Raw genomic sequence first — 13,541 nt, 5'->3', positions numbered from 1 at the left:
ACGCGCATCACTCGAACAGGATGTACTCGGGCTGCGGCTTGAGCGCCATCACCTCGGCGGGAGTCATCAGGCGTCCCCCGGTCTCTACGTCCTCCTGGTAGAAGAGCTTGAACCCCGGGTGGACGTGGCGTGGCTTCTTCGCCACCACGCGTTCCCAGGTGTCCACCTTGGCTCCCGGGGAGCCGATCCCGTCCACCGACTTGATCAACACCACCCCCTTGGCGGGCTTGAGCTGGGGCTCGTTGCCAACGACGCCCTCGTTGAGCTGGTGGTAGAGCACCACCTTCTCGGGCAGATCATGCTTGGCCACCAGTTGGGAGACCCAGGTGGCCGATTCGTACAGCTCGGCGGCCGAGACATGGCCGAAGGTCTTCATCGGGATCTCGTCGGGGCCCATGCGCCATTCGGGGTCCAGCGCAAGCCCCACGTCCGGTTCCCGCAGCCACTTCTCGTAGACCTTGATCTCATCGGGGAAGTTGGAGCGGCCGGGCTGGATGTTCAACAACAACATCGCCTTGTGCTTGCGCGCCGTGGTGAGCCATTCACGGATCACCGCGTCATCGACGTGGGAACGGTACAAGCCATCCTTGCCGGGCTTGGAATGCACCGTGGTCGCGATGAGCTCCATCACGGGCATGATCTTGCGTCCCTTGGCATAGGGCTTGGCGCGCTGCTCCATCTCGACCATCCGGTCGTCGAGCTTGCCGATGCCCAGGCGGCCCTGGCCCTCGGCGCCGGGTGCACCGGAATAGCCGAACAGGCGGTAGGCGGGGAAGATCTTGCGTCCCCCACGCGGGAGCTCCGGACTCGGCTTGGGAGTGGGAGTGGGTGTCGCGCTCGCCCCGTTCGCCCCGGGGGTCTGCGAGCCCGCGACGTCTGGGCCGCTCTGGCCCTGGCCACTGCAGCCTGCCGTCAGGGTGGCCGACAGCACGAGCAGCGCAGCGAGACTTCTGTGTGCTTGGGGAAGGCGCATGACTGGAACGCTATCGGACGGTGCCTACGAGGCCGCAATTCCCCCGCCCGATCCACGCGCCATTCCACGCAGAAATGCCCGAGGTCCCGCGGAGGATGACTCCGCGGGACCTCGTGGCCCCTCGACAAGCTCGGGGATCTGGAAGTGCCCCTCGACAGGCTCGGGGAACGACCCGCCAGGCTCGGGGCCGGGCGATCAGAAGTTGATCATGTGGCCGACGACGCCCTCGGCGGCCTCCTTCATGGCCTCAGACAGGGTCGGGTGTGCGTGGACGGTGCGGCCGATCTCGTCGGCGCGCAGCTCGTACTGCTGGGCCAGGACGAACTGCGGCAGCAGCTCGGTGACCTCCGGGCCAACCATGTGCGCGCCCAAGATCTCGTTGGTCTTGGCGTCGGCGACGAGCTTCACGAAGCCGACGGCCTCGCCCATGCCCCACGCCTTGCCGTTGGCGGTGAAGGGGAACTTGCCGACCTTGACCTCGTAGCCCTTGTCCTTGGCCTGCTGCTCCGAGTAGCCCATGGAGCCGATCTGCGGCTGGCAGTAGGTGGCGCGCGGGATGAAGTCGTAGTTGACCGGGAAGGTCTCGGCACCGGCGATCGTCTCGGCGGCAACGACGCCCTGTGCCTCGGCGACGTGGGCCAGCATCATCTTGCCGGTGCAGTCACCGATGGCGTAGATGCCGTCCACATTGGTGCGCAGGTAGTCGTCGACGGCGATGGCACCGCGGTCGGTCAGCTGCACGCCGGTCTTCTCCAGACCGAAGCCCTCGGTGCGCGGGGCGAAGCCCATCGCCTGCAGGAACTTGTCGGCCTCCAGCACCTTCTCCTCGCCACCCTTGGCGGGGGCGACGGTGACCTTCACCCCGGATCCGGTGTCCTCGACGCCCTTGACGGCGGTGGAGGTGAGCACCTTGATGCCGAGCTTCTTGTAGGCCTTCTGCAGCTCAGCGGAGACGTCCTTGTCTTCGGCCGGCACCTGGCGGTCGAGGAACTCGACGATGGTGACATCCACGCCGTAGCTGTTGAGGACGTAGGCGAACTCGGTGCCGATGGCGCCCGAGCCGCCGATGATGATGCTCTTGGGCAGGTTGTCCGCGAGGATCTGCTCCTTGTAGGTCACGACGTTCTCGCTGACCTCGGTGCCGGGCAGCAGCTTGGTGGTGGCGCCAACGGCGATGATGCAGGCGTCGAAGGTGACCTCTTCGGAGGAGCCGTCCTCCTTGGCGACGCTGATGGTCTTGGCATCGGTGAAGGTGCCCCAGCCGGAGAACTCCTGGATCTTGTTCTTCTTCATGAGGTAGTGGATGCCATTGACCATGCGGTCGCTGACCTGGCGCGAACGCGAGAAGGCCTTGCCGTAGTCGGCGCTCATCTCACCCTTGAGACCGAACTTGTCGGCATCCTTGGTCACGATGTGCACGATCTCCGCATTGCGCAGGAGCGACTTGGTGGGGATGCAGCCCACATTGAGGCAGACACCGCCCCAGTACTCCTTCTCGATGATGGCAACCTTCTTGCCGAGCTGAGCGGCACGGATAGCAGCGACATAGCCACCGGGGCCAGCGCCAAGGACAACGACGTCAAAGTGAGAGCTCATGGTCACACTCTATTGCACTCACAGCACTGCCATTCATCCATCAGGAGGGGAAAACTATTCGTTCACCAGGACGGGGACTGCCACGCTGGCCGAGACCACTTTGCCCCGCAGCTCTTGGGGCACGGTGATCGTGAACTCCTCGGAGTGGTAGTGCTCCACCCCGGGGGTGACCGGCGGTTCGCTCTCCCCTTCGCCGTGGGCGTGGGTGCCGTCCAGATGGTGGGTGAAGCGTTCAGTGCCGAGCAGTCGGCCAGAGGCGTCATGGAAGCCCGCCACCACCTGCAGCTCGAGCAACTCGGAGATGTCGCTGGTGACGGTCACGCTGCCGCTGACCTGGGTCTTGGTGAGACGAAGGTCCTTGAGCTCGAAGCGGTCGTCGAAGGGCCCAGGAGCCTGCTGCACCGACCCGGCTGCCGGACGAACCGTCATCATCGACGTCGGGGTGGGATCGCCGCTGGCGGCGGTGAGACCGGGAAGGCTGGTGGCGACGGCACTGGACGGTTCGGGCGGCGCCTCTGGTTCGCCAGCCCCGCATCCGGACAGTGCGAGCATCGCCAGCCCGATGGTGGCGGCCAGGACGTAGAGGTTGGTACGGGAGCGCGACTGGTTCATGGGGTCCTTCAAGGGGTCCTTCTTTGGGATAGGCGATGTGCGCGACGCCAGGATGACGCCGCGCACATCGCCGTGGGGTTGCCGGTCGTGGTCAGCGCGTGACGCGCAGGGCCTGACCGACGATGTCGAACAGGTCGGTGTTCTCGATGGAACCGGAGACCTTCTGTGAGCCCGGGCCGTAACCGTAGACCGGCACGTCGGCGCCGGTGTGGTTGCCCGAGAGGTAGCTCAGCCACAGGCTGGCGTCCTCGGAGCCATCGGTGACGCCGGCGGGGTCGTCCGGGGTGCGGAAGGTGGCGGGACCGAAGTTGGCCGGGTCCTCGTTGCCCTCACCATTGATGATGCCCGAGGAGCGCTTGGGATCCACGGCGCCGCCCTTCGGGCGCGAGGGAGTGGAGTTGTTGGCCGTGTTCTTCGAGTCCACGTTCATGGGAGGCGTGGCCGCCTCCGCATTGGTGTAGGTGCCCTTCTCGATGATGTTGAAGCCCGCGCACTCGTGGTCGGCGGTGACGATCACCATCGTGTGCTTGTCCTTCTTGGCAAAGTCCAGCGCGACGCGCACTGCCTCGTCGAAGGCCTTGGTCTCCTCCAAGGTCTGCGCCGCGTCGTTGGCATGGGAGCGCTTGTCGATCAGGGCGCCCTCCACCTGCAGGTAGAAGCCCTTCTTGCCCTTGTTGGTGTTGAGCAGCTCGATGGACTTGCGGGTCATCTCTGCAACGCTCGGCTCCTTGGCCTCGGCCGAGGCGGGATTCTCGCGCTTGGACTTCTCGATGGTCAGGTTGCCCTTGTTGTACAGGGCGAAGACCTTGTTCTGCTTGCGCTTCTTGGCCTTGACGCGGTTCATGTCGGACTCGGTGGCAACCCGCTGGGCGGCCGGGGATCCCAGCACGGTGTACCCCTGGTCCTTCAGGGCCTGCTCGTCGGCGGCATCGAAGCGGGCCAGACCGCCACCCATGATCACGTCGGCCGTGCCGTTGCGGGCGATCTGGTCTGCCACCGGGGTGACACGGATGTCATCGGTGGGCAGCTCCTTGCCCGTCACCTCGGTGTTCTGGCAGGCCTTGGCCGAGTAGTCGGGCCCCTGGCAGCCGCGCATCAGCACGTGGCTCATCTGGCCGGCCGGGGTCGCGTCGGTGATCTCGGCGGTGGAGACATTGCCGGTGCGGTAGCCCGCCTTCTTGGCCAGCTCCATCACGGTGGCGTGGGACTTGCCCTTGCCGTCGACGCCGAGAGCCGCGTTGTAGCTCTTGACGCCCGACGACCAGGCGGTGGCGGCCGAGGCGGAGTCGGTCACGTAGTTGGGGACGAAGTCGGGCTCGCCGGGCTGGCCGGAGCCGGGCTCGATGGAGTAGGTGCGGTTCTGCCCGACGTGGGGCAGGGTCTCCATGACGAGCTTGCCGTCGGCGCCGTAGTAGCGCTCGCGGGCTGCGGTGACGTGGGTACGGCCCATGCCGTCACCCAGCAGGTAGATGACATTGCGGATCTCGCGGTCTTCGCCGCGCTTGGCCTGGGCGACACCGGCCATGCCGGTGCCTGCGATGGAGGCCAGGGCAACGGCTGCCGCGGCCAGACGGAAGGACTTCTTCATGAGCATGCCTGTCTCGAGCGGGGTGGGGAGCCGCGCGGGCCTCCTACGGGGCTGTCAGCGCGTGCACTCGCGACGCTAGGGTCACTGGTTCGCGAGCCGGGGGCCTGTAGGGGACCTGAAGATGAACAGTGCACGGCGAGATGATGGTCATAGATCTGAGGGGTCCCTGTGCGTTCATCTTGGGATATCTCAACTGTGAGTTATCCTTCCCAACGTGACTGAAACGACTCCTGCTTCCATCGGCCGACTGATCCGGGACGCGCGCAAGCAGCGCGGACTGACCCAGAACCAGCTTGCCGACGTGTTGAACACTTCCCAGAGCGCCGTGCATCGCATCGAGGCCGGCAACCAGAACCTGAGCCTCGAGATGATCAATCGCATCGCCGAGGCTCTCGAGTCGCCCCTGATCACGCCGGCCAGCGGCGGCACGATGAACTTCCGGATCAAGGGTGGCGAGAAGCTCCAGGGTTCGATCGAGGTGCGATCCAGCAAGAACGCCGCGGTGGCCCTGTTGTGCGGATCCCTGCTCAACCGGGGCAAGACCGTGCTTCGTGGCATCGCCCGCATCGAGGAGGTCAACCGTCTGCTCGAGGTGCTCACCAGCATCGGCGTCGAGGCCACCTGGAATGACGACCACACCGATCTGACCCTGCGCCGCCCCGATGAGCTCGACCTGGCGGCGATGGACGTCGAGGCGGCCCGCCGCACGCGCAGCATCATCATGTTCCTGGGGCCCCTGCTGCACCAGTACCACGACTTCCGCCTGCCCTATGCCGGTGGCTGCAACCTGGGTGCCCGCACCATCGAACCCCACCTGCAGGTGCTGCGCCCCTTCGGGCTCGAGGTGGAGGCCACCGAGGGCTACTACCAGGCCAGGGTGGAGCAGGACCGCGTGAAGCAGGAGCGTCGGATCACCCTGACCGAGCGCGGTGACACCGTCACCGAGAACGCACTGCTGGCCGCCGCCCAGACCCCGGGCGTCACCGTGCTGCGCAATGCCTCGCCCAACTACATGGTCCAGGACGTGTGCGTCTTCCTCCAGATGCTGGGCGTCAAGATCGAGGGCATCGGCACCACCACCCTGCGCATCACCGGCGTCGACCGGATCGAGCAGGACGTGGAGTATGACATCAGCGAGGACCCGATCGAGGCGATGAGCCTGCTGACCGCCGCCATCGTGACCGACAGCGAGTTGACCATCACGCGCTGCCCGATCGAGTTCCTCGAGATCGAGCTGGCCGTGCTCGAGGAGATGGGGCTGAAGTACACGCTGAGCGAGGAGTACCCCAGCCGCAACCAGTTCACCCGACTGGTGGACATCACGGTGCATCCCTCCCAGCTGCGCGCCGCCCAGGACAAGATCCATCCCCTGCCCTTCCCGGGCCTCAACATCGACAACCTGCCCTTCTTCGCAGTGATTGCCGCCGTGGCCGAGGGATCGACGATGGTCCACGACTGGGTCTACGAGAACCGCGCCATCCACCTGCTCGAGCTGAACAAGCTGGGGGCAAGCGTCCAGCTGCTGGATCCGCACCGACTGATCGTGGCCGGTCCGACCCGTTGGCGTGGCCGTGACCTGGTCTGCCCTCCGGCGCTGCGTCCGGCGGTGTGCCTGCTGCTCGCGGCCCTGGCCGCTCGCGGCGAGACCGTGCTGCGCGACGTCTATGTCATCAATCGCGGTTACGAGGATCTCCCGATGCGCCTGAACAAGCTCGGCGCCCACATCGAGGTCTTCCACGAGTGAGCTGAACCGGCACGCCGACCCTCAACCGGGGTTAGCCAGACGCCAGCGCTGAACCAGCCGGGTGTTGCCTGATTCGTACCAGACGAGGTCGACGGCCTCGGCGGTCGCGGATGTGGGCAGCACCCGGCTGGTCCATTCCCGCACCTTGGCCAGCGTCACCTGCTCGGAGAGCGCCTCCAGCGTGACGTGGGGCCGTACCGGGAACTGTCCGCGGTAGGGCAAGACCGCTGGAAAGGCCGTGCGCAAGGCCGTGGTGAGCGAGCTGAAGCCCTCCGAGGGGCTCGGCACGGCATGGATGATGCCATTGGGAAAGACGTCGAGCTCTGCGAGCCGGTAGTCGAAGGCCCGTACCCCGCGCAGCACGGCACCGACCTTCGTCTGGTCGGGCACGGCGTCGAAGGGGCCGAGGAGGGTCACGTGCGCGTGCACGAAGCTCTCCCCCACCACCTCGGAATGCCCCAGGAAGCCGTCGTCGTGGTGCAGGGTGCGTCGGCGTACGAAATCCTCCAGCGGGAGGACTGGCACCTGCAGCACCGCGTGACCGGGCCACCGTGGCGGCTCGGGAACGGGCCGTGGGTCAGGCAATCTGGCTGGCCGTGAAGGTGTGCTTGGGATTGACGACGAAATCCTGCGCCTTCACCAGTGCCAACTCCCGCTGGTCGAGGTCGGCGGTCTCGCGAAGCACCGAGTAGACGATGGAGGCGGTCGCCGAGAGTGCCCGCTCCGCGGAGCCCGTCTGCAGCAGGTGGGCCAGGAACATGGCCGTGGTGATGTCACCCGAGCCGGTGAAGACGCGGTCGATCATCGGGGTCTCCACCTGCCAGGCTCCCTCACCGTTCACCGCGATCATGCGCATCACGTCGTCGGGACCGCCCGCGGCGGTCACCGAGGTCACCAACACGGTCTCGGGCCCGCGGGCTCGCAGGGAGTGGGCCGCCTCGATGACGTCGGGGATCGAGGTGGTCTCGCGGCCCACCAGGAATTCGAGTTCGAACAGATTCGGGGTGACCACGTCACAGCGCGGCACGACCTGGTCGCGCATCAGCTCGGGGATGCCCGGCAGACAGAAGAAGCCTCGGCCCACGTCACCCATCACGGGGTCACAGCAGTAGACGGCCTTCGGATTGCGCTGCTTGACCAGCTCGGCGGCCTCCAGGATGACGGCCGCCACCTCGGGGCTGCCCTGGTAGCCGGTGAGCAGGGCGTCGGCCTGGCCCAGCACCCCACGATCGTCGATCCCGTGCACGACCTCGCGGACGTCGTCGGCCGCCACCAGGGGGCCGCGCCAGGCTCCGTAGCCCGTGTGGTTGCTGAAGGTCACCGTCAGGACCGGCCAGACCTCCACCCCCATCCGCTGGAGCGGAAAGACCGCGGCTGAATTTCCCGCGTGCCCGTAGGCCACGGCTGACTGGATGGAGAGGATCGTGCTCACCCGCCAATACTGCCACTCGTCGCCCCGGCACCGTGTGACTTGCGGCCAGTTTGATCCGATTGGGACGCACGTGTCACTCGGGAGGGGTTTGGTCGAGTGTCTTTGCGACCATGGTCGGACCCTGATCCGCCCCAGGACTGTTGGGGGGCGACTCTCCCCTCTGGCAATCTGGTGCAATGCACACCGAACGTGACGACCAGCCGACACCACACCGGTCGGTCGATGACGTGGCGGGTGATGCGATCCCGGTGGACCTGGGCTCCGACTTCGATCCGATCGACGGCGCCGAGAGGCAGTGGCCCCGGGAGCGATGGGCCTGGCGGGAGAGGATTCGAGCCAACCCCGTCGCCCTGTTCTGGTACCGGATCGGAGTGGGCTTCGTCGGCGGCCTGATGATGCTCGGGGCCGCCCTGACCGGCTGGCTTCCGGGCCCCGGCGGAATCCCGCTGTTCATGCTGGGTCTGGTGGTGCTCTCCAGTGAGTTCACCTGGGCCCACAACGTGATGCTGTGGTTCAAGCGCTTCTTCGATCGTTTCCAGGCGCTGCCGACACGCTGGAAGCGGGTCTTCACGGTGCTGTGCGTCCTGGGCATCCTGGTGACCTGGTACGGCATCGCGATCTGGTACGGCCTGCCCGACTGGCTGCCGGCAGGCATCGTCGTCCAGCTGGAGAAGCTTCCCTACGTCCAGCGGTGACCGCTGCAGTGCTTGATCGGGCACGGGTTTGATCGGGCAGGGGCTGACCGGTCCAGGGCTCGGGTGACGTGCCCCTCGCTAGTCTGAGCCGCATGCACGCGAGGAACCTCCCCTACTTCCAGCAAGGCTTCACGGCGTTGGCCCACAGAGGTGGGGCCCTGCTGCCGCAGAACGCGGGCCGGGAGAACACGCTGCACGCCTTCGAACAGGCACTGGCCCTGGGTTACACCCATCTGGAGACCGATGTGCACGCCACCCGCGACGGTGCTCTCATTGCCTTCCACGACTCGGTCCTGGACCGTGTCACCGACGGGAGCGGTCATGTCTCGGAGCTCAGTCTCGCCCAGGTGCGCACCGCCCGGGTGCACGGGATCGACCCGGTCCCCACCCTGGACGAAGTGCTCGAGTCCTTCCCGCACGCCTGTGTGAACATCGACATCAAGGCTCCCGGCGCGGTCGAGCCCCTGGCGGAGACGTTGCGGCGCCACCGGGCTGAGGACCGGGTGTGCGTGGGTTCCTTCGGACAGCGGCGCTTGGCCCGGTTCAGGCGGCTCAGTGCCGGCCGCGTACCGACGGCGGTGGGCCCGGTGGGTGTGGCCTGGACCGCACGGGTGCCGGTGCTCCCCCGTCTGCTGGCGAGCCCCGGACTCGCCCTGCAGATGCCCACCAGCCACTTGGTTCGGGGCCGCCGAGTGCAGCTGCTGACGCCTTGGCTCCTTGACGCGGCCCACAGACGTGGCAAGGTGGTGCACGTGTGGACGATCAATGATCCCGCACAGATGCATGAACTGATCGACTTGGGAGTGGATGGCATCGTCACCGACGCCATCGACGTACTGAAGCAGGTTCTGATAGATCGTGGGCTGTGGCACGGGTTGCCCGGGCCTGCTGGGGAACAAAACACACGCCCCACACGTTGAACAGGGGATGGACCACCCCGAGCATCGGGGCGCGAATTTCGCCAGGACAGCGAGTTTCGGGGCGACAAGGAGGGACGGACCATGGCAGACCGGGCACTGAGAGGCATGGGCCTTGGGGCGAAGAGCTTCGAGGACGAGGAAGGCATCGAGTTCGCCGCGCGGCAGACGATCGGTTTCGACTGCGCCAACGAGCACCACTACGAAGTCACCTTCGCCATGGAGGCGGAGCTCCCCACCGAATGGGAGTGCCCGCGGTGCGGCAGCAACAGCCTGCGCAGCGACGGCACCCAGCCCGAGGAGAAGGCGACCAAGCCGGTGCGCACCCACTGGGACATGCTGCGTGAACGCCGCAGCATCAAGGAACTCGAAGTGCTCCTCGAGGAGCGGTTGGAACTGCTGCGCAAGGACCAGTGATCGATCACGGTTGACCGCTCGCTCCGGCGGGCGAACCAACAGGAGGCCAGCGCCCGTCAGGGCGGCTGGCCTCCTGTCATTCCACAGCGGAGTCGCTGTCATTCCACAGCGGAGTCGTTCCACACAGCGTCAGATCACAGCGCAGTCAGACCACAGCGGGGTCAGATCACCTGACCGGTGATGGCCGGAGGGTCCTGGTCGTCGTCCTCGGGGCGAGACTTCGCGTGGGACCCATTGCCCTCCCCCACCACCTCGCCATCGATGGTCATGCCGGGATCACTGCGGGCACGCAGCAGGTCGGGATCCAGACCGTGTCGCGCCACCTGGCGGCTGGCGAAGGCCTCCACGATGCGCCGCGCCAGGGGACGGGTCCAGGGCAGCAGGAAGACGAAACCGAAAATGTCGGTGACGAAGCCGGGCAGCATCAGGAACAGGCCGCCAGCCAGCACCAAGGCCGCATCGGTCAGTTCCGTCGCGGGCGCCCGGCCCGAGGCCAACGTCTGTTTCAGGGCGTGCCAGGCGCGAGAACCCTCCCGTCGCATCAACCAGGCGCCGAACAGTGCCTCAAGCACCAGGATCGCGATGGTGGGCAGCCCACCGATCACCCGTCCGACCCGGATCAGGATCCAGACCTCGAGGATGGGGACCGCCACCAGCACGGCCACCAACAGCGGGCCCAGCCAACCTTTGCGACGCGCAGCAGCCACGCTCAGGCGCCCTTGTCCAGCTTCTGCTGCAGCTGGTCGCGGCCCTTGATCGCCAGATCCTTGAGCTGCCCGGCCCGGTACTCCGCACCCCACAGGGTGGTGCGGATCAGGGCCTCGGTGACGATGTCCTTGCTCATCTTGGACTCACCGTGCTCGCGCTCGATGAACTGGATCGGCACCTCGACGATCTTCAAGCCCGCCTTGGCCACGCGCCAGGCCAGGTCCAGCTGGAAGCAGTATCCGGCACTGGCGATCTCGTCCAGGTCGATGGCGCGCAGGGTGGAGGCGCGGAAGGCGTTGAAACCGCCCGTGATGTCCTTGACGTTCATTCCGGTGCACAACCTGGTCCACAGCGACCCGCCTCGGCTGATCAGCAGGCGGCTGGTGGGCCAGTTGACCACCGAACCGCCCTTGACGTAGCGCGAACCCTTGACCATGTCGGCATCCTCCAGCGCCTCGAGGATGGCCGGCAGCTGCTCGGGCTGGTGGGACCCATCGGCGTCGTGCTCGACCAGGACGTTGTAACCCCGGTCCAGTCCCCAGTGGAAACCGGCCAGGTAGGCCGCTCCGAGCCCCTGCTTGCCCTTGCGATGCAGCACGTGGACGTGCTCGGGATGCTTCTCGTGCAGGCGGTCGGCGATGTCACCAGTGCCGTCTGGCGAGTTGTCATCGGCCACCAGGACGTGCGCGTCCGGCACCGCCTTGCGGAGGCGCTCGACGATCGGCTCGATGTTCTCGGCCTCGTTGTAGGTCGGGATCACCACCAGCACCCTGTCGGTGGGTTCGCTGCGATCAACCATGATTCTCCCCATCGGTCTTCTGCCACGCACGCTGTGTGGCGGTTCTCGCCAGTCTAACCAGCCGTCCAGAAGCGCCGGCGCAGGCCCCTCAGCAGCCCGGCGACGAGGACGGCGCCCGCCGCCAGCGCCGCGGCCAGCTCCACCGCAGGACCAACCCGAACCGCCGGCGTGAGCCCTTCGCGCAGCGGCACCGTGAAGGTGCGGGCGGCCGCCGTCGCCTCGTCGGTGCGCGCCTGCACGCTGCCATCGGGCAGCACCAGTCCAGACAGGGAGTTCGTGGTGGCCACGACGATCTCGCGGCGCAGCTCCATGGCACGCGCCCGTGTGATCGCGAACTGCTGCCGGGGCTGCCCGGTACCGGTGTAGGTGCCGTTGTTGGACTGGACCACCAAGAGCGTCGCGTCGTTCTGCACCGTGTCGTAGACCGTGGAGTCCCACGCCAGCTCGAAGCAGATCACGTCGCCAATGGTCAGGCGACGTCCGTCCTTGAGCTGCACGTCGAGCACGCCCGGCGCAGTGCCCGGTACCGACTGCGCCCCCACCTGTTCCAGGACGGGCAGGATGGGCAGCAGTTGGTCACGCAGGGGGATCCACTCGCCGAAGGGCACCAGGTTTCGTTTGTCATAGCGTGCGGTGATCTCACCGTCCACGGTGCGCCACAGCGCACTGGTCTGGCGCTCGTCCTCGCCGGGACCCCGCATGACCGCCCCCACCAGGATCGGCAGCTCGGAGACTGCCGCTGCCCGTTCGATCAGGCCGGCGGTCTGTGCGTCGAGGGTGGGATCGACGTCGGTGGAGTTCTCGGGCCACAGCACGAAGTCGGGCGCAGGATCCAGCCCGGCCCGGGCGCGAGCCATCAGGGTCACCGTCTGCGATACGTGGTTGTCGGTGACCGAGCGTGCATAACCCATCGCATCCGGACCGGCCGAACCATCGACATTGCCCTGCACGACGCCCACCGAGACCGGTTCCTGGTCGAGGATCGGGCTTGCCGGGGTCCGGCCGGCCACCGGGGCGCCCGCCACCAGCACGAGGCAGACGACCCCCGCCAACCAACGGGCGCGCCCCCGCGACACGAACAGACCCAGGACCAGGTTGCCCAGCAGGGCCACGACGAGCGAGACCCCACCGACGCCCAGGACCGGGAACCACCCCGCCAGCGGGGAGTCGACCTGCGTGTAGGCCAGCCGCAACCAACCGAAGCCGCCGAACGGCACGCGGCTGGCACCGTACTCGGCCAGCGACCAGGCACAGGCTGCGATCACCGCCCGCGGCATCCAGCGCGTGGTCAGGCGCGCCCCGGCCACGGTGACCAGCGCCACCAGACCGCTCCACAGGGCCATGAGGGCCAGCAGGGGCGGCACCACGTACCAGCCGATCACGTGCACCCACAGCAGCGCCACCAAGCCCTGCCCCAGGCCGAAGAGCCACCCCAGGCCGAAGGCCGAGCGAGCACGCGGCAGGCTCTGCCTGCTGCACAGCAAGAGCCAGGTGAGCCCGGCAACGCCGACGAAGGTGGTGGGCCACCAGTGGGTGGACTGCCAGCCCACTGCACCCATGGCCCCGAGCACCACGGCGGCGGCGCGCTGCATGCGCGGCGAGAGCTCAGTCTGCGGGAGCATCCAGCATCGGGCGATTCTTGAAGATCGTGGTCAGGACGACGGTCGTCACCGTGGTCACATTGGCGACCGTCCTGATGCGGGTGAGCAGCGCGTCGAGCTCGGCGGGAGTGCCCACCTGCACCTCCAGCAGGTAGGACGCGTCGCCGGCCACGGAGAAGCAGGAGATGACCTCGGTCATCGCCTCGAGCCGCGACGGCGTCGCCTCGTCGGTGCCGGGATCCAGCGGACGAATCGAGATGAAGGCCGTCAGGTTGCGGCCAAGCGATTCCGGGTTGATGGTGGCGTGGTAGCCGTCGATGATGCCGCGCTGTTCGAGTCGTCGCACCCGCTGCTGCGCCGCGGAGGTGGACAGACCTGTCTCACGGCCGATGTCGGTGTAGGACATCCGGCCGTCCCGCGCAAGCAACGCCAGGATTCGCTGATCTGTGCTTTCCATGG

General features: G+C 67.0%; 14 protein-coding genes. 4 read left to right on the top strand and 10 right to left on the bottom strand.

Annotated elements, in window-relative coordinates; translation table 11 throughout:
• Positions 1-7 precede the first annotated feature (7 nt).
• The 4 genes from ACOAMO_RS12300 to ACOAMO_RS12285 all read right to left on the bottom strand — a co-directional run bounded on the left by ACOAMO_RS12300 (position 8) and on the right by ACOAMO_RS12285 (position 4,769).
• Positions 8-973, bottom strand: coding sequence for a hypothetical protein (locus ACOAMO_RS12300; RefSeq protein ID WP_420175058.1), 966 nt, complete (start codon positions 971-973; stop codon positions 8-10).
• A gap of 195 nt (positions 974-1,168) precedes the next feature.
• Positions 1,169-2,569, bottom strand: coding sequence for a dihydrolipoyl dehydrogenase (gene lpdA / locus ACOAMO_RS12295; protein ID WP_420175057.1), 1,401 nt, complete (start codon positions 2,567-2,569; stop codon positions 1,169-1,171).
• Between the two features lie 54 nt (positions 2,570-2,623).
• Positions 2,624-3,181, bottom strand: coding sequence for a hypothetical protein (locus tag ACOAMO_RS12290; protein ID WP_420175056.1), 558 nt, complete (start codon positions 3,179-3,181; stop codon positions 2,624-2,626).
• A gap of 91 nt (positions 3,182-3,272) precedes the next feature.
• Positions 3,273-4,769: an alkaline phosphatase gene (locus ACOAMO_RS12285; protein WP_420175055.1), complete on the bottom strand. Its 1,497-nt coding sequence runs from the start codon at positions 4,767-4,769 to the stop codon at positions 3,273-3,275.
• A gap of 214 nt (positions 4,770-4,983) precedes the next feature.
• Here ACOAMO_RS12285 and ACOAMO_RS12280 point away from each other — a divergent pair, with 214 nt between their 5' ends.
• Positions 4,984-6,513 carry a helix-turn-helix domain-containing protein gene (locus ACOAMO_RS12280; RefSeq protein WP_420175054.1) on the top strand — a complete coding sequence of 510 codons (1,530 nt, stop codon included), beginning with the start codon at positions 4,984-4,986 and terminating at the stop codon, positions 6,511-6,513.
• Between the two features lie 21 nt (positions 6,514-6,534).
• Here ACOAMO_RS12280 and ACOAMO_RS12275 read toward each other — a convergent pair whose 3' ends face one another.
• Positions 6,535-7,038: a 2'-5' RNA ligase family protein gene (locus tag ACOAMO_RS12275; RefSeq protein ID WP_420175053.1), complete on the bottom strand. Its 504-nt coding sequence runs from the start codon at positions 7,036-7,038 to the stop codon at positions 6,535-6,537.
• A 52-nt stretch (positions 7,039-7,090) separates the two neighbouring features.
• The gene (gene pdxY, locus ACOAMO_RS12270) at positions 7,091-7,945 is read right to left on the bottom strand and encodes a pyridoxal kinase PdxY (protein ID WP_420175052.1); all 855 of its coding nucleotides are present in this window, start codon (positions 7,943-7,945) and stop codon (positions 7,091-7,093) included.
• A gap of 176 nt (positions 7,946-8,121) precedes the next feature.
• Between pdxY and ACOAMO_RS12265 the strand changes: the two genes are divergently transcribed.
• From ACOAMO_RS12265 to ACOAMO_RS12255, 3 genes are all read left to right on the top strand, one after another.
• Complete coding sequence (locus ACOAMO_RS12265; protein WP_420175051.1) at positions 8,122-8,640, top strand: PGPGW domain-containing protein; 519 nt, start codon at positions 8,122-8,124, stop codon at positions 8,638-8,640.
• A gap of 92 nt (positions 8,641-8,732) precedes the next feature.
• Entirely contained in the window at positions 8,733-9,560 is an 828-nt protein-coding gene (locus ACOAMO_RS12260) for a glycerophosphodiester phosphodiesterase (protein WP_420175050.1), read from the top strand.
• Positions 9,561-9,641: 81 nt separating this feature from the next.
• Positions 9,642-9,974: an RNA polymerase-binding protein RbpA gene (locus ACOAMO_RS12255; RefSeq protein ID WP_420175049.1), complete on the top strand. Its 333-nt coding sequence runs from the start codon at positions 9,642-9,644 to the stop codon at positions 9,972-9,974.
• A gap of 161 nt (positions 9,975-10,135) precedes the next feature.
• Here ACOAMO_RS12255 and ACOAMO_RS12250 read toward each other — a convergent pair whose 3' ends face one another.
• From ACOAMO_RS12250 to ACOAMO_RS12235, 4 genes are read right to left on the bottom strand one after another with little or no spacing between them, the layout of a single operon-like run.
• On the bottom strand, positions 10,136-10,681 hold the full coding sequence (locus ACOAMO_RS12250; protein ID WP_420175048.1) for an FxsA family protein: 546 nt from the start codon (positions 10,679-10,681) through the stop codon (positions 10,136-10,138).
• A gap of 2 nt (positions 10,682-10,683) precedes the next feature.
• Positions 10,684-11,481: a polyprenol monophosphomannose synthase gene (locus ACOAMO_RS12245; protein WP_420175047.1), complete on the bottom strand. Its 798-nt coding sequence runs from the start codon at positions 11,479-11,481 to the stop codon at positions 10,684-10,686.
• Positions 11,482-11,534: 53 nt separating this feature from the next.
• On the bottom strand, positions 11,535-13,103 hold the full coding sequence (gene lnt, locus ACOAMO_RS12240; protein ID WP_420175046.1) for an apolipoprotein N-acyltransferase: 1,569 nt from the start codon (positions 13,101-13,103) through the stop codon (positions 11,535-11,537).
• Positions 13,087-13,539, bottom strand: a complete 453-nt coding sequence (locus ACOAMO_RS12235; protein WP_420175045.1) for an Lrp/AsnC family transcriptional regulator — start codon at positions 13,537-13,539, stop codon at positions 13,087-13,089. Before ACOAMO_RS12235 ends, lnt begins: the two co-directional genes overlap by 17 nt.
• Positions 13,540-13,541 lie beyond the last annotated feature (2 nt).

The organism is Luteococcus struthionis (assembly GCF_048595755.1).
Lineage (GTDB): Bacteria > Actinomycetota > Actinomycetes > Propionibacteriales > Propionibacteriaceae > Luteococcus.
This window is presented reverse-complemented; position numbering and strand designations above follow the sequence as displayed.

Bases quoted from the DNA above. Each gene is read 5' to 3' on its own strand.
- ACOAMO_RS12245 (WP_420175047.1), bottom strand. From the start codon at position 11,481: ATGGTTGATCGCAGCGAACCCACCGACAGGGTGCTGGTGGTGATCCCG.
- lpdA (WP_420175057.1), bottom strand. From the start codon at position 2,569: ATGAGCTCTCACTTTGACGTCGTTGTCCTTGGCGCTGGCCCCGGTGGC.
- ACOAMO_RS12235 (WP_420175045.1), bottom strand. From the start codon at position 13,539: ATGGAAAGCACAGATCAGCGAATCCTGGCGTTGCTTGCGCGGGACGGC.
- ACOAMO_RS12260 (WP_420175050.1), top strand. From the start codon at position 8,733: ATGCACGCGAGGAACCTCCCCTACTTCCAGCAAGGCTTCACGGCGTTG.
- lnt (WP_420175046.1), bottom strand. From the start codon at position 13,103: ATGCTCCCGCAGACTGAGCTCTCGCCGCGCATGCAGCGCGCCGCCGCC.
- ACOAMO_RS12285 (WP_420175055.1), bottom strand. From the start codon at position 4,769: ATGAAGAAGTCCTTCCGTCTGGCCGCGGCAGCCGTTGCCCTGGCCTCC.
- ACOAMO_RS12255 (WP_420175049.1), top strand. From the start codon at position 9,642: ATGGCAGACCGGGCACTGAGAGGCATGGGCCTTGGGGCGAAGAGCTTC.
- ACOAMO_RS12300 (WP_420175058.1), bottom strand. From the start codon at position 973: ATGCGCCTTCCCCAAGCACACAGAAGTCTCGCTGCGCTGCTCGTGCTG.
- ACOAMO_RS12265 (WP_420175051.1), top strand. From the start codon at position 8,122: ATGCACACCGAACGTGACGACCAGCCGACACCACACCGGTCGGTCGAT.
- ACOAMO_RS12290 (WP_420175056.1), bottom strand. From the start codon at position 3,181: ATGAACCAGTCGCGCTCCCGTACCAACCTCTACGTCCTGGCCGCCACC.